This window comes from Capilliphycus salinus ALCB114379 (genome assembly GCF_047276495.1).
Taxonomy (GTDB): Bacteria; Cyanobacteriota; Cyanobacteriia; order Cyanobacteriales; family Microcoleaceae; genus Capilliphycus; species Capilliphycus salinus.
Window position 1 is genome coordinate 2,769,082 of sequence record NZ_CP178543.1, and the last position, 20,069, is coordinate 2,789,150.

The following is a 20,069-nucleotide window of genomic DNA, read 5'->3' on the forward strand; positions in this document are numbered from 1 at the left end:
AACATAATCAAAGTCAAATTTATTTGCACGAATGGTCATGTTTGCTACCTCCCCAACTTATAATATTACCTGGGAAAAGTTGCCCGATGACTTTGTGCTTCCCGATGACCCTGTGGATAATATTAATCAACCCGCTTTGGCTGCGTCTTTAACCGAAAGTTTGCAGTTGGCAAAAAAACTCCCGGAAACGGCTCTTACTCCCACAAACTACGGTATTTGTGCGACAATTAATGGTAGAATTGTTGTTAAGGCTCCAGATTGGGCTTATATTCCCAAAATTACGGTTGAGCGCTCCGAAGTTGTTCGCAGTTATACCCCCAACTTACAGGGCGAAATTCCGGCGCTAGTGCTAGAGTTTTTATCGGATACACCAGGGGGAGAATATTCAATTAAAGAAACCTATCCTCCGGGTAAATTTTACTTTTATGAACAAGTTTTAAAAGTGCCGAATTACGGTATTTTTGAGCCGGAAAATGGCGCGTTAGAATTGTATCGTTTTGGCGATAACGGACGGTATCAGCTTGAGTTGGCGAACGAACAAAATCGCTTTTGGATACCGGAAATGCAGCTTTTTTTAGGAGTATGGGAAGGAAGCCGAGAAAACCGACAGGGTTATTGGTTGCGCTGGTGGGACGAACAGGGTAATTTGTTATTGTGGGGAAGCGAACGAGTTGAACGATTAGCCGCTCAATTGCGTGCTGCGGGAATTGAACCGGAAGTTTAGTAGAAGTGATTAAATTTAAACGAAAAACCCATGAACACGAACATTGAACTCAACGAACAATTACTTAAGGAAGCCTTGGAATTAACTGAATTGACAACCGAAAAAGAAGTAATTGAGTTTGCATTAAAAGAACTCGTTCGCAACCGAAAAAAGCGCAAAAACTTATTAGATTTAAGCGGACAGATTCAATTTAAAAATGATATAGAAAATACAAAACCTTCTTTAAATTTGGCTGCGGCGATTGAGCAACGTTTTGCCCTTTTTGGAGAGTTTGAACTGCCAACTATTCCGAGAGAACCCCTCCGCGAACCTCCTAATTTTTAGAATGGAATATCTTTGGTGTAGTTCCTCTTTATCCCCCCTAGCCCCCCTTTAAAAGGGGGGAGTAAGAAGTTGGAAATCTCTTTTTATAACGGGGAATAAGAAGTTGGAAAGTTTCTCTTTCTAAGAGGGTCAAGAGAAATAAGAAGTAAAAAAGTCCCCCTTTTTAAGGGGGATTTAGGGGGATTTAAGCGATTAACCTGTGAATTAATTCTCAGATGAATCTTCAACCTCCCCAGAACCTTCCGACTTCAACTCCAACAAAAAGAGAAATAGCCCCCCTAGCCCCCCAAAATTGGGGGGAAACTGATTTATAACTTTCTAAAAAATTAAAGATAAATCCATTCAAAGTCCCCCAGAATTGGGGGATTTAGGGGGCATTACCTCCAACAAACGGTCTAAGTTTTTCTGAGTTTGTTTTGTATGAGGATGGTCAACACCGAGAACTGTTTCTCTAATCTCTAAAGCTTCTAGATAGAGGGGTTCAGCTTGTTCGTATTTGCCTTGGGAATAGTAGAGACCTGCCAAATTGTTGAGGCTGGTTGCGACATCGGGATGCTGCTGTCCGAGTAACTGCTGTCTCATCTCCAATGCCTGTTGGTAGAGGGGTTCGGCTTCTTCGTATTTGCCTTGGAAATAGTAGAGACCTGCCAAATTGTTGAGGCTGGTTGCCACAGAGGGATGCTGCTGTCCGAGTAACTGCCGTCTCATCTCCAATGCTTGTTGATAGAGGGGTTCGGCTTCTTCGTATTTGCCTTGGGATTCGTAGAGACCTGCCAAGTTGTTGAGGCTTTCTGCCACATCCCGATGCTGCTGTCCCAAACGATTTTGAGTAATATCAAGACATTTTTGACACCAAGGTTCAGCTTGACTATAAAATCCTTGACCTTCATAAAATCGACCTAAACCGACAAAAGGCCAAGTTAAATCTTCATCGGTCAGGTAATCTGTGAGGTTTTCCGCCACTTCTTCGATATGGGGAATATTCAGTGTAACCTTTAAAATATCATTGTGAATGGGTGTCTTTGGAATCTCTTTGGCGACTGCTACAATTGCCTGACAAATACTTCGTTTCCATTCATCAACTTGGGAAGGAAATTCTTCTAACTTGGTTTTGAGAAATTCTTGAATCAGGGGATGAAATTGATAGATTTTTGGTTCGACTCGTTGTAATAGACTGAGGTTTACCAGTTTAGATTGCCAATCTTCTAAATCTTCTTCATCGGTTTCGGGAAAGCAGGACTCAACCAGCGACCAAGGAATCGGCGCCAAGGCAAATAAACTTAAGCTACAGGCTAATTGTTGTTCTTCGGGTTTGAGTTCTTTCCAGCTTAACTCAAAGGCTGCTTTTACCCCTCGTTTGGCGGTCATTTCTTGGGAGTCTTCGGGATTGAGTGAACGGTGTTCGAGTTTGAGTCTGTCTCGCATTTTAGCTAGAGATAAATCTGACTTGCGGTTTAGATAGCGTCCGATTAACTCCAAGCCTAATGGTAAATATCCTAAATCTTCACAAAGGGTTTTTGCAGTTTCTAATTCGGTTTCTATTCTGTCTCCCACCAATGACGTTAATAACTCCAAGGCTGCGGCTTCATCTAAAACGTTGAGTGCGAGTTCTTGAAAACCTATAAACCCTTGAATTCGAGTCGTGATTAATACTTTAAATCTGGGATTATTCGGCGGGAGATAGGGTTTAATCTTGTCATATTTATCAACATCATCAAAAATAACCAGAACATTTCCTTCTGGGGGTTGCCAGTTCCGCCAACAGTATTGAACTTGTGTTTCTAAATCACTATTATCCGGTGGGTTGAGGTTGAGATAGGCTTTCCCAAAGTTAACTATTTCAATCCCCACATTGGTATCGAGTGCGTTTAACCAACATATTCCGCCTAAATAGGTTTTTTGTTGACAATGATAGAGACTATATTGAAGGGCGAGTTCTGTTTTACCAATTCCTCCCATTCCGGTAATTGAAGTAATGGCAATTCGTTCGGTTTGTTGGAGTTGTTCGTGTAAATTGGTGAGTTCGTTCTGTCGTCCAACAAATTTTATTACTCCACTGTAGGGCAGATTTTGCGGGAAATAAATTGTAGAATTATTTTTTTCTTCTGTATCTGAAACTAGGATAATTTCTGCGGGGTTAATTTGTTCTCGGTGTATGAGTTCGGGAATCTTTGCTTCCGAGATTTGACTAGCCATTAATGCGGCTTTTGCTTGTTTAAAAGCCTGTTCCACTGAACGTCCAGAAGCAATTGCACCGTAAAAAGTCGCCGCAAAATCAATAGCCGCTTGATCGTTAATCGCCGTATTCATTCCGATGACGCAATCAATAGATTCTGCGATTGCTTCAGCTATTATTTTTGAATGACAAGCATTCCAAACAACTACTTTAATATTATCTTGAGTAACGGTCGAAAATAATTCTTTAATTGCCTCTAGATTAACAGCTTGAACTTGATCAGATTTGTCGAGTAATATAATCTCACCCGTGTTGCTTCCGTGACCGCTAAAATGAACAATATGGGGTTTATATTCGTTCAGACGTTGGATGAGTTCATCGAAGCGTACCGCCCAAGCTTGTTTAAATTCCAGAAAGTCTCTATTTTGAGAAGCCTGAATTTTATTCTTAATTTCTCGGATTTCGACGTCTAAAGATAACCGTTCAGTCTGTTTGTGGTTCGAGGCGAGAAACAATATTTTGATGGGGTTCATATTGGCTCGACGTCCCTAGTGGTTGATTTTGTTCTCGATTTAGATAGCTTAATTTGCCACGATTATACCATCTTATATTACGTTAAATCTGAAATTGAAAAAAAGTTAATCGATCTCCCTAAATCCCCCTTAAAAAACGTTAGATCCCCCTAAATCCCCCTAAATCCCCCTTAAAAAACGTTAGATCCCCCTAAATCCCCCTTAAAAAACGTTAGATCCCCCTAAATCCCCCTTAAAAAGGGTTAGATCCCCCTAAATCCCCCTTAAAAAGGGTTAGATCCCCCTAAATCCCCCTTAAAAAGGGGGACTTTAAATACACTTGTAACCTCTCAACCTCCCAAACCTCCTTTTTTAAGGGAGGTGCCGCAGGCGGAGGGATCAAAGCGATCTTTTAATTTGAGAAATCAGTTCATCCCCGGGAACCTAACTGAACCCCTCGCCACAACCCCAACCTCAAAAATTTATAAAAAATACTTATCATATGAGTCTTAGTGCCAAGTAATTCTTTTTTTTATAACGTTATCTAATCTTTTGGGGGTTGAATATTTAGACAAAGAGGTAAATTTGCCGAAGTTATCAGTCTCATAAAAAATTTCTGTTTACATTTCGTTACTAAAAAACACATTACTTTGGGAGGATAGAAGCAAGGACTCGTCAGGAAAATTTATCCCTAAAACTATTACTGTGTATTGGTTTCAGGTGATTTTATTTTTCCGAGATCACCCCCCGAATCAGCTATTTGAAATCATTAGCCTAGTCCCCCGAGTCCCTCTGCCAGGAAAAAATTTTCTTTTCTACAATGTAATTAACAAAACTTCATGTATGATAGATGAAGTGAACGCAATAGGTATTTATTCTCACGGATCATGAGCAGTCAACTTCCCTGGCTAACCACGATTATCTTGTTGCCCCTCCTGGCATCCCTCGCTATTCCTATCCTCCCCGATAAAGAAGGCCGTACTATTCGCTGGTATGCACTCGGAGTCGGGTTATTAGACCTAGTTTTAACAATATTCTGTTTCTGGACTCACTACAACTTAGACAACTCCGGCTTCCAACTGACTGAAACCTACGCCTGGATACCCCAACTGGGACTCAACTGGTCTGTCGCCGTTGATGGCCTGTCAATGCCCCTAATTGCTTTAACAGGTTTCGTCAACACCCTAGCAATACTCGCGTCGTGGAATGTTACTAAAAAGCCACGACTTTTTTATGCGTTGATGTTGGTGTTGTACAGCGCCCAACTCGGAGTATTCGCCGCACAGGACTTGCTGTTGTTCTTCCTGATGTGGGAACTGGAATTAGTACCCGTATATTTATTAATCTCGATTTGGGGCGGACAAAAACGCCTTTACGCTGCAACTAAATTCATCCTTTACACTGCACTCGGTTCTGTTTTCATCCTCGCTGCTGCACTGGCAATGGCGTTTTATGGCGGAAATGTCACCTTCGACATGACCGAACTTTCCCACAAAAATTACCCGATTTTCTTAGAACTTTTACTCTACGCAGGATTCATCATTGCTTACGGTGTAAAACTCCCCATTTTCCCGCTTCACACTTGGCTACCGGATGCCCATAGCGAAGCTTCTGCACCCGTTTCGATGATTTTGGCTGGTGTTTTATTAAAGATGGGCGGTTACGGGTTAATTCGGATGAACATCGAAATGTTGCCGAATGCTCACCTGTATTTTGCACCTGTCCTGGCAGTTTTAGGAGTTGTTAATATCGTCTACGGTGCGTTAAGTGCCTTCGCCCAAACCAACTTAAAACGACGTCTGGCCTACTCGTCTATTTCCCACATGGGTTTTGTTCTCCTCGGTATCGCTTCCTTAACTGAGTTGGGATTAAATGGCGCCGTACTTCAGATGATTTCTCACGGTTTAATTGCGGCGATGTTGTTCTTCCTAACCGGCGTTACCTACGAACGGACTCATACCTTAATGATGGAAAAATTGGGCGGTATGGCCGAGTCAATGCCGAAAGTATTTGCACTGTTTACCGCAGGATCGATGGCATCTTTGGCATTACCGGGAATGAGCGGTTTTGCAGGTGAATTGAGCGTCTTTTTAGGAATTACCACCAGCAACGTTTATAACTCTAACTTCAAAGTCGTGGTTATCGGTTTAGCCGCAGTTGGCTTAATTCTGACTCCGATTTATTTACTCAGCCTATTGCGTCAAGTCTTCTACGGAAAAAATAACTTTGGTTTGGTGATTGAAGATTATCTCGGAGATGCCAAACCTCGCGAAGTTGCGATCGCCGTTTGTTTACTGCTTCCCATTATCGGAATTGGAGTTTATCCGAAGTTAGCAACTCGCACCTACGATGTAAAAACGGTTGAAGTAGCTTCTCAAGTCCGTGAGATCTTCCCAATTTTTGCTCAACAACAACGGGGTTCTGTGTTGTATTCTGGCGGTTATGTTGCACCCAAGATTCCCGAACCCACACAACAAGCGTTGTTTTCTAGCCTTGATGTAAATACCTAATTTTGAACACTGAAATTTAAACTGAAATAACAATCGCAGTTTAAAAAGCAACAAGAAAGTGAACGCTAAGGGTGGGTTTGATCAACTCACCCTTTCCTATATTTGTTCAACAAGCCAAAAATAAAGCCTTCAACGAATTGATGTAGTAAGTCATAAATTCAACCTCTAGAGGCATAAACTTCTAGAGGTTTTTAGTGGGTTTACTAACTTCCTAACTTCAGTTTGGATTGAGTAAAGGGTGAGTCACGTTAGAATAAGGGTTGTAGAGACTATCTTAGATTTGAATCCTTCCGCCCCAGTTTCAAGTTTAGACAAACGGCTCTATAAAATTTGCAAGTTTTTCTGATTCTTGAGCAAGTTTTGAGTCATTGCGGCTAAATTCTCTAATTTTTCTTCGAGTTCTTCAGCGCGTTTTTTGTAAAATATCTTTCGTTGCAAAGCTTGACGAGCTAAATCTTCTCGATTTTGTTTTAACGCTTCGCTGGCGACATTTTGCCAAGTATTCATCTCCTCAACAGCTTGTTTGTACTTCGGATGAACATCATCCCAAGCGGTGCGGATATCGGCTAACGCTTTATCTAATAATAGCGGAGCGTTATCTTTTTTAATCCCGGTTAGCGCTTCTTGAATGGGTCGATATAATTGATCGACATTAATTTGATTGAGAAGCGGTACAAAATCTCTAATTTGACGACTATCATTAACACCGGTCACGCACCAGGTCGCAAAATGTTCGCAGTTATTAAATAATAGATTATATTTGCGCTCTCCCAAACGACTCTCCGCACGTTGAATGACCGTATCGGGAATATAACGCACGGGATAACGTCTGACATAAACTTTACCCCCTCGCGCAAACGTTTCTATAGAAGTCCGTTCTATGACTTCGCTCGGTTTGCGATAATGAATAACGGTACCATCTCCGCAGTCTATACCGTGATGTTCATACACGCCATCTAGATTCAAAAATTCTCGATAAGCATAAACTTGATCGCCTCTAGCCATATTTCCTGTGTTGTTTAACTCTATTTTTCAGTATAAATCCTTTGGGATTATTCATTAGTCAAATATCATATTAGAATGCTTCGCCTTCAAACTTGTTTTTTTTACAGTTAATTAACCTTTCCGGAAGTCTCCTGAAAGAAAAGGAAAATACCCGGTTTTGTCTCGGTAATTCATCTTTTAAGTTACCTCTGACAACCGGGTTATCTATCAGTTAATCACCTATTATAACCCGAATTTGGAGTTATTGAACGTCGGCAGTTTCTAACGCTTCGGGTTGAGAGGTTGCGGTTAAATTAACCTTGACCACACGGTTAACAACTTCCGGCGCTTTCGGTAAAGTCAGAGTTAAAATTCCGTTGGTATAATCGGCTTTAACTTCTGTATTGATAATCGCTTCGGGAAGGACGACAACCCGACGAAATTCACCAACCGGAAACTCGCTGTGCAGGTATTTTTCACCTTCATTCAGTTGGGGACGTGCGGTTTTACCCGAAATTACAACGCCTTTCTTGGTGGCTTGAATATCGAGTTTATCGGTTTCTAAACCGGGAAGAATCGCCCGGACAGTAAAGTGATCGGAATTGTCTTGTAATTCTACTGCGGGAGTCCAGTAATTTGTCATTTTAGCGGTGGTCATTTCTTCAAACATTTTTTCAACTTCGGCGAAGGGGTTGTAACGAGTTACTAACATCATTTGGTTTTCTCTCCGGTTTTTTGTGTGGATGATTTATTGCTTACAGTTTTAATAATGCCGAGAAAAAAAAGGTTTTTAAAGCGTAGAAAACACGAATTTAAAGTGGGGTTTCTACACCGAATATTTAACCGAACCTTTAATACAGAAAACCGAACCTTTTACAGTCACCAGTCTTTACAGTCACCAGTCTTTACAGTCACTCATTACCAGTCACCAGTTGTTACAGTGATCAGTTATCAGTGTTTTCAGTTGTCAGTTTTCAGTAAGTTCTGACTTGTGACTTCTTACCTCCCCATCTCCCCATCTCCCCATCTCCCCATCTCCCCATCTCCCCACCTCCCCATCTCCCCATCTCCCAACTCCCAACTCCCGACTCCCGACACCCGACACCTGAGTTCAAGAAACCAACATCCGAATCGCAATGATGGTAATATTGTCGTGACCGTTGTGTTCGTTCGCCAGATCAATTAATTGATTGACTCCGGTATTGAGATCGGTTTGCGGATCGAGTAGAGGATCGACATGGGTAGCCTGATAAATTTCCAGTAAATTATTGTCTGTTAACCCATCAGATGCTAAAATTAATACAGTATTTTCTTTAACGTCCAAAAACTGTATATCGGGTTTAACAAAATTGCGATCGCGCGGTCCCAAAGCTTGAGTGAGTTGGTAAGCGTCAGGACGAGCATAAGCCACATCCCGACTGACTCCCCGTTGAATTTCTCGCTGTCCGACTTCGTGATCGGTAGTAACTTGTTCAATCCCGTTGGAAGTTAAACGATAAAGCCGACTATCTCCGACATGAGCGATCGCCACTTGATTATCGGCGACAATAGCCATAACCAAAGTTGTTCCCATGCGACCAATCCCAGAACGAACCGCTTGCTGATTGGCTTCATAAATAGTATTATTAGCCTGTACGATCGCATTTTTGATCATCTCTTGGCTTGGCAGTTCGTCGGTCCATTGGGCTTGAAAATATTGTTTGAGGGTATCAACCGCCAACTGACTCGCCACTTCTCCGCTTGCGTGTCCACCCATGCCATCACAAAGAATATACAAGCCTTTCGCTTCTAAAACGCGACCTTGGGGGGTTTGTTGTTCGTGTAGGAGGGTTTGCACACCAAAAGAATCTTCATTCCGCTGACGTCGGCGTCCGATATCCGTTGCACCGGCTGCCTCTAAATGCAACAATGTATTGATCTGGGTCGCCTGCGAGACATTCGCCTCGGTGGGAATATCTGTGGTATCCTCTTCTAAATCTTCCTGAATGCGAGTCGGGGCGGATATCGATGTCGAGTTGGTTTCCCCCATCGAAGAATTAAGCTCAATTTCAACTTGGGCTAACTGATGTTTCAGTTGAGTAATCGTTTCTATTTTACCTTCATTGAGATCGCGCAACAATTGAGTCAAAGAACCAAACAACGTGCGTTGAGACTGTTGAATTAACGTTTTCCAAGCCTTCCCCAAATCAGATAAACAAACATAATTCTCTTTAGATTCAGCATACAACCGTTGCAAACAAATTTTGTGAGGATAATTGGGAGAAACTCGTAAATTCCTTAATTCAAGTATACTTTGACGCTGTTGGGAAGGTTCTAAAATTTCCCATAAATCTGCCATTTGTTGCAACCAAGACAGAATTTGTTGAGGAGAAGTTTCCGGCGAACTAAATTTTTCAAGTAACATGGGGGAGTGGGAGTAATTTTCCAGCAGAATCACCCTGTAAAGATCAGAATCCCAAGCATCTTGAAGTTTGGGAAAATATTCTGGAAACTGAGACTGTAAAATCAAATAAGCTTGCGCCGCAGCAATCACAAAAGTATCCATCTTTTCCGAAGACGACAGTAGAGTAAGTTGGGCTGCTTGCAACGGAGACATCTGAAGCGGCTGAGTATCAAGAACTTCTAACGTTACCGTTTCATCCGGTTTCAAGGCTTTTAAAGGTTCAATCAGTTGATATCGCTGATTTTCATCCAAAAACATTCCCTTATCCAAGCCGGGAATACAGCCATTTGATTCTAACTCAACCGAGTCCTTCGAGTCCTCACGGGTTTGAGACTCCAGAGCATCGCTCGGGGGAATTTGACTCGCATCAAAAACCTCTGAACCCCAAATTTCCCCCTCAGAAACGGTTTCCCACGTCGTTTGAGAAGCCACAGCATCAACTTCTTCTACAGCGTTTTCGGCGGCTGAAGACATTTCATCGGGAGTCAGTTCGAGATCGGATTTTACCCCAGTTGCCGATTCAATTCTATCGGTTACTGTCTCCGTTTTTTCGGAAATTTCAGACTTCGCCCCCCCGAGTCGATCCAATTCTTCTTCGCAAAGGTATTCAGGCTCCGAGACCAAGCTCGAACTCGAAACCACCGCTAACCAAACGGTTCCGGTCCTCGCGCCGCAATCGGGACAATCGAGAACATTGTGAGGTACAGTAGAACCACACTCACCACAAGTCCTCTGCGTTAAACTATAACCGCATTTTTGACAAAACTTGTGATGATTCGGATTTTCAAACTGACATTGGGGACAGACCAGCATAACTCAATCCCCTAGAGCGAGAAAATCGGTAGGGGTTTTGGACTTACAGACTTCCATTCTAAGGCACAATTTACGAGGAATGAGTAACAACTCAGGTTGTCTGCGGAATTAAAATGATGATTTTTCGTCCCTACACTGCTGTTTTAATTGTACCAACGGGAGTTGGAGCCGCCATCGGAGGGTTCGCCGGTGATGCTTTACCGGTGGCTCGCGCAATGGCCAAAGTTTGCGATCGCCTGATCACTCATCCTAACGTTCTCAACGGCGCTCAACTCTATTGGCCCATGCCGAACGTGTTTTATGTCGAAGGCTACGCACTCGATCAATTTGCCAAGGGTTCTTGGGGCTTACAACCCATTCATCAAAACCGGGTGGGGTTATTGCTTGATCGAGCCATTGAACCCGACTTACGCCAACGCCACCTGCAAGTTGCCGATGCCGCACGAGCGACGCTAGGTTTAAGTTTAACCGATTATGCGGTCACGGATGCCCCTTTGGGGGTTGAACTGAGAACGGCGGCTTCTGGAGCCTCCTGGGGGACGATCGAGAACCCCGACAGTTTGCTGCGCGGCGCCGAAGTCTTGATTAAAAAAGCAAAAGCCGAAGCGATCGCAGTTGTTGCTCGGTTTCCCGATAATCAAGACAGTCTCGCCCTCGAACAGTACCGACATGGCCAGGGCGTCGATCCGTTGGCGGGAGCGGAAGCGGTGATCTCTCACTTGATTGTCCGCCAGTTTAGAATCCCCTGCGCCCATGCTCCGGCATTATCTACTTTACCACTCGATCCCGATTTATCGCCCCGTTCGGCGGCCGAAGAATTGGGCTACACGTTTCTTCCCTGTGTGTTGGCGGGGTTGAGTCGGGCGCCCCAGTTGGTTCGTTCCCCTGTTTCATCGGATCTGATCTGGGGAAATGCGGTTGATGCGGTTGTTGTTCCTGCCACAGCTTGCGGAGGGAGTGCTATTCTAAGTTTTAGCAATCGTCAAACTCAGATTATTGCGGTGGAGGAAAACCAAACTCAGATGCAAGTTTGTCCAGAATCACTGGGAATTAAAGCCGTCACGGTGAATTCTTATCTAGAAGCGTTGGGGGTTTTGGTGGCTCATCAAGCCGGAATTGATCCTCATGCTCTGCGTTCAAATCTGTTGCCGATCGCTAAAATAGATTCAACTTCTTTTGTTTAAACTGTTTTTTTGTTTTTGCATTTTATCAAAATATCGTGGTAGAACATAGTCCTAAAAATTCCGAGTTTGAACCGTTAACCCGCACTCAAGTTCTTGTGGCGATGGGAGGAACGGCGACTTTATTATTTGTTGTCGCTAAATTGTGGCTTTCTTTCGGGAAAGTCTCGATGTTACCCGTTCGTTTTACTCCCGTTGATGTGGCTTTAGGCGTAGCCCTTGGGATTGGAATTACGATCGCCAGTTCGATTATTTATCGCTTGTGGCCGGCTTACAGTCGCAGCGCCGATTTATATTTGAAATTGGTACTGACTCCCCTATTATGGCCGGATTTATTGTGGTTGGGTTTGTTACCGGGTTTGAGTGAAGAATTGCTGTTTCGGGGGGTGATGTTGGCTGCGTTTGGCTTGACTCCTGTGGGATTGATTATTTCTAGTATTTGTTTTGGGGTGCTGCATTTTAGCGGTTCTCAACAGTGGCCTTATGTGATTTGGGCGACTGTTGTCGGATTGATTTTGGGATACAGTGCGATCGCCACCGGGAATTTATTTGTGCCGATTTTGGCTCATATTTTTACTAATTTTATTTCCGGTTGTTTGTGGAAGTTAAAATATATTGGACAGGGAACAGAATTATGAATTATAAATTTTGGACGGAGATGATTGCTTATGCAAATCTCATTTGAATCAGAAACTTTATCTTTAGAAATCCCCCGTGAAATTGCTCTCCATGTTACCCCTGAACAGTTTGAAGCACTTGCCATTGTTAACCGGGATTTAAGATTAGAACGCAATTCAGAAGGAGAGTTAATTGTGAATCCCCCCACAGGTGGAGAATCGGGTAAGCGGAATTTTAGTATAATTGGGCAATTTGGGAATTGGGTTGAAGCACATTTAGAATTAGGAGAAGGCTTTGATTATTCTACAGGATTTAGACTTCCTAACGGCGCCAATCGTTCTCCTGATGTGTCTTGGGTGAGTCGAAACCGTTGGGATATGTTAACCGAAAAACAACGAAAAGGTTTTGTTCCTCTCTGTCCTGATTTTGTAGTAGAATTGCGTTCTGAATCGGATCGTTTGTCTAAACTTCAAGCTAAAATGCAGGAATATATGGTTCAATAATTGATAATTAATAATGAATAATGGATAATTACCTCGACCCAAATGAAGAGGATTGATAGAGAGGAAATAATTTTTCTTTTTTCTCCTTGAAAGGAGAGGTCTTAAACCTGATTAATTAATTATCAATTATCCATTGTCAATTATCCATTGATAATGGAGCCAGACTCGGATGGTTAATTGATCCGCAAAATCAACAGGTCGAAATTTATCGAAAAGATCGCGATATCGAAGTTTTAGTTAATCCCACTCATCTATCTGGTGAGGATGTTTTACCCGGTTTTATTTTAGACCTAAACCGAATATTGTAAGGGGGAAGTGATAGGTTAGAATTGCTAATCCCTAACCGTCACACAATTGCGGTTATTCCGTTTAGAACAGTATAGGGCGCCATCGACTCTTTTGATCAGACTTTCCACCGTATCATCGACTCGGTAAGCAGAAACACCAAAACTAGCAGTAATTGTCTTTTCAACGTCTGAAAATTGATGATGTTCAATCTTACTTCGCAACTTCTCCGCCAGGTGAGTCGCGTTGAACAGTCCGGTTTCAGGACAAACGACAATAAACTCCTCTCCGCCCCAACGTCCGACTACATCTGTCTTTCGCAAGTTATTCTTCAGAATAAATGCAACTTCCATCAGAACAGAATCCCCGACATGGTGGCCGTATGTATCATTGATCTGTTTAAAATGATCGACATCCATCAGAACAAGAGAAAATGTTAGATTGTACCGGCTTGCACGAAGAACTTCCTTTTCAATTTCTTCATCAATAATGTGTCTGTTGAATAAGCCCGTTAGCTTGTCGGTTTTATAGAGAACATCCAGCTTTTTATTCGCTTCAATCAGCCTTTTGTTATAGCGGGAAATAATCAAATTTCGATAAAACAGCAAGGACACAAAAATAATAGATACACCCACAATTTCGCCAAACAATACATAGTCAAACCCCTGATCATAACGGACAGATATCCAGTTATAAAATATCTTTTGACGATCTTCATAAGAAATAGTCGCAATGGCTTTGTTGATGATCGATAGCAATATCGGTCTATCATTTCTTACGGCAATTGACACATCATAATCCAAATCAAGCTCGCCCGAAATTTTTAAATTGGGCATTCTATTCGTTTTCAATTGATAGCTAATTGTCGGTAAAGTATCGATATATCCGTACACTTTCTTTTTCCGCACCATTGCCAATCCCGTCCCGGCATCAGGAACTTCTTTTATGGTAATCTCAGGATGTTTTTTGCGGAGTAATTCGATAGCTGCATACCCTTTAATTAGGGCAAAAGTATTATCTGAAACCCGCTCAAAATCAAGAATAAATATTTCCTCTAAATTTGTAGCCACAACCAACGGCAAAAAGATGTAAGGGTCGCTAAAATCCAAATATTCCTTACGCAATGGTGTGGGAACAGCCCCCGGAAGAATATCGCAGCCCCGTTGTCGCGCAACGGACAAAGATTCATCCCAAGAACTTGTTTTTACCACCCGAAATTCTTTTCCGATGCGATCAGAAATAATCTTCATGTAGTCAGCAACCAGACCCAAATATTTTCCCTGTTCATCTACTTTTTCATAAGGCATCCAATCGGGGTCAACGCAAATGGGAATAAAATCGATTTGAGAAAGATATCTTTGTTCTTCCTGATTAAAATTGAGAGTGACTTCGGAAGCGATAGAATTATTTTGTGCGATATTATATTTGGCAGAAGGGGCAATTTTCAACTCATTATTAAGGATGTCTATTGCCTCGTTTTTTTGGGTTTCAAGGGTAATAACGGGCTGCCTTAGAATTAACCCTCGTTCACCGACAACAATCATCCTATTTTCAGCATAGGCATCATCTTTCACTGGCAAAACTGCAAACAGAGCCACGAATAAAATCAGACAAACGACCAATCTACAATATGCTATCACTTTTCAATTACCCAACAATCAGACTAAGTTTTCGGTTTACTCTTGCCACCCTTTCTATAAAATAATTTATTCTACGCCGTTTTCAAGATCTAAATTCTAAAATAACTGTTATCTTAATAATACACTAAAGTTAAGGTTGATAAAAGGTGAAAGATGACACTATCAAGGGTCAAGTGGAGCCTAGAAGACTACCACCACATGATTAAAACGGGGTTACTCGACGATCGCCCTGTAGAGTTGTTATCGGGAGACATTATTCAAATGTCCCCAGAAGGCGAACCTCATGCGTTTTTTAGTTGATCGGCGAGTCAATATCTCACCCGTTTACTGGGCGATCGCGCCCTCGTGAGTCCCGCTAAACCCATTACCCTACCCAACCAGTCGGAACCGGAACCGGATATTGCGATCGTTGAACCTTTGGGGCGAGAATATTTAACTCATCATCCCTATCCTGAAAATATCTTTTGGGTGATTGAATATGCCAATACCAGTTTAGAGAAAGATTCTACTGTAAAATATCACATTTATGCAGAAGCGGGAATTCCTGAATATTGGTTGGTCAATTTGCAAACTGGGGAGTTAATTGTTTACCGTCAACCTAGCGGGCGCGAGTACGGATCTAAAATAACTTTAAAAGACGGGAATGTTTCCCCAGTTGCTTTTCCTGACGTGACAATTCCCGTAGAAGCGATGATTTCCGACTGATCAATTTTAATTCAAAGTTTTAATTCATAATTCTAAGTTCAAAAGGGCAATTCTTCCAAGCTTTGACATTCGATAAATTCCGATTCTTGTTCAAAAGGAATGGTTTTACCTCCTTCGTTTCGATTGATTAAAATAGCTTGAATTCCGGCTGCTTTTGCCCCCTGATAGTCGGCTTTGAAACTGTCTCCAATATGAATCACTTTTTCCGGGGAACATTGATATTTTTCTATCGCAACAGTAAAGATTTTCGGGTCGGGTTTTGCCGCTCCAACTTGAGTCGAAATGGTCACAGAGGTAAAATATTCTGCCAAGTTTAAGGCTTCTAAAACGGGATACAATCTCGAATCAAAGTTGGACAAAACTCCCAGTTCAATTCCTTGATTTTTCCAGCGTTTTAAGGTCGGCTGTACGTCGGGATAAACAAACCAGGGTTTGTCGGTTTCAAAATAGGCGTAAAGGTCTTTGAAAAATAGCGAAAAGTCTTCAAATTTCTCGAATAATTCTACTTGTTTAAAGGTGTTTTGGGCGATGATTTCCCACCATTGAAACTCTAACAGTGGAATTTCTTCGAGTTGTTTTCCCGGAAATGCCATCGCCGGAGCGTTAACAAACTGTTGAAAAAAGGCTTTATTTAAGGTGTGGGGTTCGGCGACAACTCCAAACTGATAGGCGAGTTTTGCGTAAACTTCACCCACGCTATCCCGTACACCAAATAACGTTCCAACAGCATCGAGAAAAATAACTTGAGGTTTTAACATTGGGTAGAATGAAGATGGCAGGGAAAAACTAATTCAAAACTCTCGACTATACAGGAATCTTGAACTTCTGAACTGTTCCCAAGAATTATATCAAATTTGGTTATTTGTGTAGAACCGATCTGAATTTTGTAAAAAAGTTGTCAAACGCGAATAAGATGTGAGAAGATGAGATACTAGCTGAATGTGTCTCTACAGTAGAATCCCAAACAAAACTGTTCAACTCACTTAACATTTCACTCCTAAACACTATGTCTAAATTAATCAAACGGTTAGACATTTCTGCACATCCTCGCCTGGAACAATCTTTAGGTTATCATGCAGAAAATCGCTGGGTTGCTTGGCATTGGGAACCCGATATCGAACAAGCGATCTACAGCGATGGTAAAACAGCCGGAACGTCTAACAGTTTAGCTTGGCAGGTGTTCCTAGAACATCCCCAAGTCAGCTATGATGTACACAATTATCAGTTAGCCGAGTCAGAACATTACTGGTTGTTGCTCGATCGCAAAACTCGCAATTTGTACGTCGGCGAGGGTAAAATTGTTCAAGGTTTGTTAGAACAGCCGGAAGGTTTAGGGTTGTTGGCAACTTTGGATGGAAACAATAACCCCATCCGAGATACTCGCTACGCGATCGCCCAACTGAGTCGTTTTAATCCCCTTCGCAGTTGGCTAAAACTGGTTCCGGTGGGTGTAGGAGCGGCTTTAATTGCAGGTTTTGGACTGGCAACTTGGTCTTCAGTATTATCGCCGAAATTCTCGCCAATCCCCGAACAAAAACAAGCCATTCAACCTGTACCTCTAACTCCGATTTCTCCGACTGCAACCTGTGGGGTAGGGGGTTCGGGGAATTTTTCCGCTTTTGTACCTCCGACTTCCGGGGATAAAGAACTGCATTTGGTGGGAGTGTACGAATCCCATCCTCATCATAGCGGCAATAATCATCCGATGGGAGAAGCACAAGTTAGGGTGACACGTCAAGGTAAACCGATGATTTTGGCGTTATCATCCTACGAACCGGTAAATTGGAAAATTGACATAGCGCCGGGAGTTAAGATTGAGAAAATTATTGTTAATGGATACCACGATCAAAAAGTGACGGGTGTTTCAGGAGTTCCCATTGAAGAATACAGTTACAAAGAGACGGGAAAATTTTTAGGAGATTTTCTGTATGATTGGAATTCCGCAAACAACCAGGGGACTGGGGGTTTAGTCAGTCAACTCAATCAACTGACGGAAACCGAATTAACTTCTTTTCAAGGATGCTATCGGGGAACTCAGTTTGAAATTCGGTAAAAGCTTAAGAAATCATTGAGTTCGGCTTGAAATTGGCAGTTGATAGTAGGATAAGTAAAGCAAGAGGTTTAGATTCTCCTCTGCTCTCTTGTACCCTGCCTTCTCTAGCAGATAGGGTAAGTTTAGTAACTACCCTATCTGGTTTCCCTAAAATCAAAAATTAGGCAGTTGAGTCTTTAGGAATTCATCACTTTTTATAATGTTTGAGTTTAGCGAAACTCGCTACAGGAAAAGCACAGAAGGGTTTCCGATGTCAAATTTTCCAGCTTGAAATCAACCAATTACAGCTTGTTTTTGTTCTACACCAAAACCGGCTAAAACGACGTTTTCTAGGGGTTGATTTTCTAAAGGGCGCTGATAATTTAAGATTTTGCGAATCCGTAACTGGGGGTTAATCAAGGTGATCGAATCCACAGAAACCACACGAGTATACTGAGTAGTCATTAACAGTTCTCGGGTGTGGATATTGTAGCGAAAATGAGCGATCATGGGTTTAGCTTCTTCATAGGCTTTATCTCGCAGATAATCCCCTTCAATGAAGGGAAGTTCAACCTTTTGAGGAACAAACAGAATATTCAACTGCTGGGATACTTGGTCCCCTTTTTCCGAAATCGTCTCAAAGGCGAGTTGATATCCGGGTAACTCCTCCAAGTTGTCTTGGGTTGGACGTTGGTTATCCGCCAAGACTCTAGCCTTAATCTCGGAGTCGATCGGATGGATAATAAACTGCGTATGAGAGCGCTCCACCTCCTGATGAGTCAAGTAGTGATAGGTGCGTTCTGTGGTCCAACTTCCCACGCAGTGGTCAAAAAATTCTTGAAACTGAGCAATAGACATAACAATTTGCTGCTGATGGCCTAAATATTGAAACACTTGTTAACATTTTTTTATCAAAAATCGATCGCCAAATTAAAATCTAAACTAAATTCTTAATATTGACAGATCCTTGTGATTGACCTGGAATGTTTCCCCTATAGCGTTGGCCATGCAGATGAGGGGGTTTGTCTGATGCTACGAATGGGGCCTCATCGAATTTTACTCGATTGTGGCATACAGGATATTTCACCCCTATTGGCATCGACGGAAGGCTCTCAACCTGCTGATTTTGTGTTCTGCACCCATGCTCACGCCGATCATGCGGTCGGTTTGCTGGCACTCCATCAAGCCTTCCCCCAATTACCCATTTATGGGAGTGAAGTCACGGCCCAACTTCTGCCTTTAAATTGGCCAGAATTTTCCCGACAGGAAGTTCCTCAATTTTGTCAGCCTTTACCTTGGAAATCCGAGATTCAACTGCGAAAGGGACTATCTGCCACCTTGTTTCCGGCCGGCCATTTACCGGGGGCGGCGGCGATTCTGCTCAAATATGAGTCTCCCCAACGAACCTATAAGCTGCTGTACACGGGTGATTTCTTTTTATCAAATTCTCGACTGGTCGAAGGATTACCCCTGGGAGACTTGCGGGGGATCAAACCCGATGTGTTGATTTTAGAAGGGTCTTACGGTACCGCCCGTCATCCCCATCGACGTCAGCTAGAAAACCAGTTAGCCGAGCGGATTAGCCAGACGTTGAGCGCCGGCTATTCGGTTTTGTTCCCGACTCCGGCTTTGGGGTTGGGACAGGAATTGTTGATGTTGCTTCGCAGCCACCACTATTTTACCGGTCGCGACATTGAGATTTGGGTTGATAGCCAAGTGGCTCAAGGTTGTGATATTTATCTGGAACTTCTGCCCTATTTTCCCACCAGCGTCCAGAATTTTGCCCAGCATCAACCCTTATTTTGGGATGAACGAATTCGCCCCCGCGTTCGACGGTTAAGCCCCCAACAGCGTCCGCCTTTGAGCGAGTCTCCTTGTGTGGTGATCGCCGAGCGTCAAACCTGTTGGCAGCAATACGCCGATGATCCTAACAAACCCTGGGTTTTGTTTTTGCCGGAAAGACCGGGTATCGGGGTAAAGATGCCCGAAATTCAGTCCCCCTTTGAACGGGTGGAAACTTATTTCCTCTCCGAACACAGCGATGGGGTGGGTATGACTCAACTGATTCATAATGTGCGACCCCAGCACATTATTTTTGTGCATGGATCTCCTTTGTATTTGGCGGATTTGACCAACCTCGATGAGTTACGCAACCGCTACCAACTCCACTATCCGTCTGCGGGGATGTTGGTGGAATTGCCCATCGGTGAAACGTTTATACAGCCGGCTTTACCGGAAAATCATTATGAAGCCGAAGTGAGCGAACTGGCCACTGAGGTTAATATTGCTATTTCTCAGTCGATTACTGCTGACCCTCGCTGGCCAAGTTTTGCGGATACGGGGTTGGTGGAAGTGCGCTGGCAAGGTGAGGAGTTGGTGTTGCGGGGAATCTCACAACGAGAATTGCTCAATCAACCTAGCGATCAGGGTTTACCCTCACAGCTTGAATGTTGCGGCAATTGTCTGTATTATCGCGGCCAACGCTGTTCTAACCCGTCTTCGGCGTTTTACAATTTCAAGGTGACACCAGATGGCTGCTGTCCGGTGTTTGAAGCCAGTCAAGAGTTAGAAGATCTTGATTAACAGTTGAGGGTGAGGCTCGATTGCTGAGAACGCTTG

General features: G+C 42.9%; 15 protein-coding genes and 2 pseudogenes. 10 read left to right on the forward strand and 7 right to left on the reverse strand.

The genetic code is table 11. The annotated features are described in order from the left end of the window. The first annotated feature begins 37 nt into the window (after nucleotides 1–37). Together ACL6C3_RS11515 and ACL6C3_RS11520 are read left to right on the forward strand one after the other, a co-directional pair. Nucleotides 38–724 (forward strand): Uma2 family endonuclease, encoded by a 687-nt coding sequence (locus tag ACL6C3_RS11515; RefSeq protein ID WP_413167311.1) that lies wholly within the window; start codon nucleotides 38–40, stop codon nucleotides 722–724. Nucleotides 725–754: 30 nt separating this feature from the next. After that, nucleotides 755–1,048 (forward strand): type II toxin-antitoxin system VapB family antitoxin, encoded by a 294-nt coding sequence (locus tag ACL6C3_RS11520; protein WP_413167312.1) that lies wholly within the window; start codon nucleotides 755–757, stop codon nucleotides 1,046–1,048. Between the two features lie 342 nt (nucleotides 1,049–1,390). On the opposite strand, the gene ACL6C3_RS11525 is transcribed toward ACL6C3_RS11520, so the two are convergent. Continuing rightward, nucleotides 1,391–3,757 carry a tetratricopeptide repeat protein gene (locus ACL6C3_RS11525; RefSeq protein ID WP_413167313.1) on the reverse strand — a complete coding sequence of 789 codons (2,367 nt, stop codon included), beginning with the start codon at nucleotides 3,755–3,757 and terminating at the stop codon, nucleotides 1,391–1,393. Between the two features lie 866 nt (nucleotides 3,758–4,623). Between ACL6C3_RS11525 and ACL6C3_RS11530 the strand changes: the two genes are divergently transcribed. Beyond that, nucleotides 4,624–6,246: an NAD(P)H-quinone oxidoreductase subunit 4 gene (locus ACL6C3_RS11530; RefSeq protein ID WP_413167314.1), complete on the forward strand. Its 1,623-nt coding sequence runs from the start codon at nucleotides 4,624–4,626 to the stop codon at nucleotides 6,244–6,246. Between the two features lie 321 nt (nucleotides 6,247–6,567). Here ACL6C3_RS11530 and ACL6C3_RS11535 read toward each other — a convergent pair whose 3' ends face one another. The 3 genes from ACL6C3_RS11535 to ACL6C3_RS11545 form a co-directional block, all read right to left on the reverse strand. Beyond that, a complete protein-coding gene (locus ACL6C3_RS11535) occupies nucleotides 6,568–7,251 on the reverse strand; it encodes a lecithin retinol acyltransferase family protein (protein WP_413167315.1) in 684 nt (227 codons plus the stop codon). A 241-nt stretch (nucleotides 7,252–7,492) separates the two neighbouring features. After that, the gene (locus ACL6C3_RS11540) at nucleotides 7,493–7,945 is read right to left on the reverse strand and encodes an Hsp20/alpha crystallin family protein (protein ID WP_413167316.1); all 453 of its coding nucleotides are present in this window, start codon (nucleotides 7,943–7,945) and stop codon (nucleotides 7,493–7,495) included. A 396-nt stretch (nucleotides 7,946–8,341) separates the two neighbouring features. Next, nucleotides 8,342–10,486 carry a serine/threonine phosphatase gene (locus ACL6C3_RS11545; RefSeq protein ID WP_413167317.1) on the reverse strand — a complete coding sequence of 715 codons (2,145 nt, stop codon included), beginning with the start codon at nucleotides 10,484–10,486 and terminating at the stop codon, nucleotides 8,342–8,344. Nucleotides 10,487–10,602: 116 nt separating this feature from the next. Here ACL6C3_RS11545 and ACL6C3_RS11550 point away from each other — a divergent pair, with 116 nt between their 5' ends. The 4 genes and pseudogenes from ACL6C3_RS11550 (at nucleotide 10,603) to ACL6C3_RS11565 (ending at nucleotide 13,096) form a co-directional block, all read left to right on the forward strand. Continuing rightward, the gene (locus tag ACL6C3_RS11550; protein ID WP_413168299.1) at nucleotides 10,603–11,670 is read left to right on the forward strand and encodes a DUF3326 domain-containing protein; all 1,068 of its coding nucleotides are present in this window, start codon (nucleotides 10,603–10,605) and stop codon (nucleotides 11,668–11,670) included. A gap of 35 nt (nucleotides 11,671–11,705) precedes the next feature. Then, entirely contained in the window at nucleotides 11,706–12,305 is a 600-nt protein-coding gene (locus ACL6C3_RS11555) for a CPBP family intramembrane glutamic endopeptidase (protein WP_413167318.1), read from the forward strand. A 30-nt stretch (nucleotides 12,306–12,335) separates the two neighbouring features. Next, nucleotides 12,336–12,779 (forward strand): annotated as a pseudogene (locus tag ACL6C3_RS11560) (Uma2 family endonuclease); the annotation flags it as partial. 212 nt (nucleotides 12,780–12,991) lie between these two features. Continuing rightward, the gene (locus tag ACL6C3_RS11565; protein ID WP_413168300.1) at nucleotides 12,992–13,096 is read left to right on the forward strand and encodes a hypothetical protein; all 105 of its coding nucleotides are present in this window, start codon (nucleotides 12,992–12,994) and stop codon (nucleotides 13,094–13,096) included. A gap of 24 nt (nucleotides 13,097–13,120) precedes the next feature. Here the strand turns inward: ACL6C3_RS11565 and ACL6C3_RS11570 are convergent, their stop codons facing one another. Then, nucleotides 13,121–14,647: a diguanylate cyclase gene (locus ACL6C3_RS11570; RefSeq protein WP_413167319.1), complete on the reverse strand. Its 1,527-nt coding sequence runs from the start codon at nucleotides 14,645–14,647 to the stop codon at nucleotides 13,121–13,123. Between the two features lie 219 nt (nucleotides 14,648–14,866). On the opposite strand from ACL6C3_RS11570, the pseudogene ACL6C3_RS11575 reads away from it, so the two are divergent. Further along, nucleotides 14,867–15,418, forward strand: a pseudogene (locus ACL6C3_RS11575) (Uma2 family endonuclease). Between the two features lie 38 nt (nucleotides 15,419–15,456). Here the strand turns inward: ACL6C3_RS11575 and ACL6C3_RS11580 are convergent. Continuing rightward, nucleotides 15,457–16,176, reverse strand: coding sequence for an HAD-IA family hydrolase (locus tag ACL6C3_RS11580; protein WP_413167320.1), 720 nt, complete (start codon nucleotides 16,174–16,176; stop codon nucleotides 15,457–15,459). Between the two features lie 248 nt (nucleotides 16,177–16,424). Here ACL6C3_RS11580 and ACL6C3_RS11585 point away from each other — a divergent pair, with 248 nt between their 5' ends. Next, a complete protein-coding gene (locus ACL6C3_RS11585; protein ID WP_413167321.1) occupies nucleotides 16,425–17,471 on the forward strand; it encodes a hypothetical protein in 1,047 nt (348 codons plus the stop codon). Nucleotides 17,472–17,744: 273 nt separating this feature from the next. Here the strand turns inward: ACL6C3_RS11585 and ACL6C3_RS11590 are convergent, their stop codons facing one another. Then, nucleotides 17,745–18,308, reverse strand: a complete 564-nt coding sequence (locus tag ACL6C3_RS11590) for a phycobiliprotein lyase (protein ID WP_413167322.1) — start codon at nucleotides 18,306–18,308, stop codon at nucleotides 17,745–17,747. Between the two features lie 171 nt (nucleotides 18,309–18,479). Here ACL6C3_RS11590 and ACL6C3_RS11595 point away from each other — a divergent pair, with 171 nt between their 5' ends. Further along, entirely contained in the window at nucleotides 18,480–20,033 is a 1,554-nt protein-coding gene (locus tag ACL6C3_RS11595) for an MBL fold metallo-hydrolase (RefSeq protein ID WP_413167323.1), read from the forward strand. Nucleotides 20,034–20,069 lie beyond the last annotated feature (36 nt).

Coding starts and splice junctions, on each gene's coding strand:
- ACL6C3_RS11515 (WP_413167311.1), top strand. CDS start 38: ATGTTTGCTACCTCCCCAACTTATAATATTACCTGGGAAAAGTTGCCC.
- ACL6C3_RS11520 (WP_413167312.1), top strand. CDS start 755: ATGAACACGAACATTGAACTCAACGAACAATTACTTAAGGAAGCCTTG.
- ACL6C3_RS11525 (WP_413167313.1), bottom strand. CDS start 3,757: ATGAACCCCATCAAAATATTGTTTCTCGCCTCGAACCACAAACAGACT.
- ACL6C3_RS11530 (WP_413167314.1), top strand. CDS start 4,624: ATGAGCAGTCAACTTCCCTGGCTAACCACGATTATCTTGTTGCCCCTC.
- ACL6C3_RS11535 (WP_413167315.1), bottom strand. CDS start 7,251: ATGGCTAGAGGCGATCAAGTTTATGCTTATCGAGAATTTTTGAATCTA.
- ACL6C3_RS11540 (WP_413167316.1), bottom strand. CDS start 7,945: ATGATGTTAGTAACTCGTTACAACCCCTTCGCCGAAGTTGAAAAAATG.
- ACL6C3_RS11545 (WP_413167317.1), bottom strand. CDS start 10,486: ATGCTGGTCTGTCCCCAATGTCAGTTTGAAAATCCGAATCATCACAAG.
- ACL6C3_RS11550 (WP_413168299.1), top strand. CDS start 10,603: ATGATTTTTCGTCCCTACACTGCTGTTTTAATTGTACCAACGGGAGTT.
- ACL6C3_RS11580 (WP_413167320.1), bottom strand. CDS start 16,176: ATGTTAAAACCTCAAGTTATTTTTCTCGATGCTGTTGGAACGTTATTT.
- ACL6C3_RS11585 (WP_413167321.1), top strand. CDS start 16,425: ATGTCTAAATTAATCAAACGGTTAGACATTTCTGCACATCCTCGCCTG.
- ACL6C3_RS11590 (WP_413167322.1), bottom strand. CDS start 18,308: ATGTCTATTGCTCAGTTTCAAGAATTTTTTGACCACTGCGTGGGAAGT.
- ACL6C3_RS11595 (WP_413167323.1), top strand. CDS start 18,480: ATGCTACGAATGGGGCCTCATCGAATTTTACTCGATTGTGGCATACAG.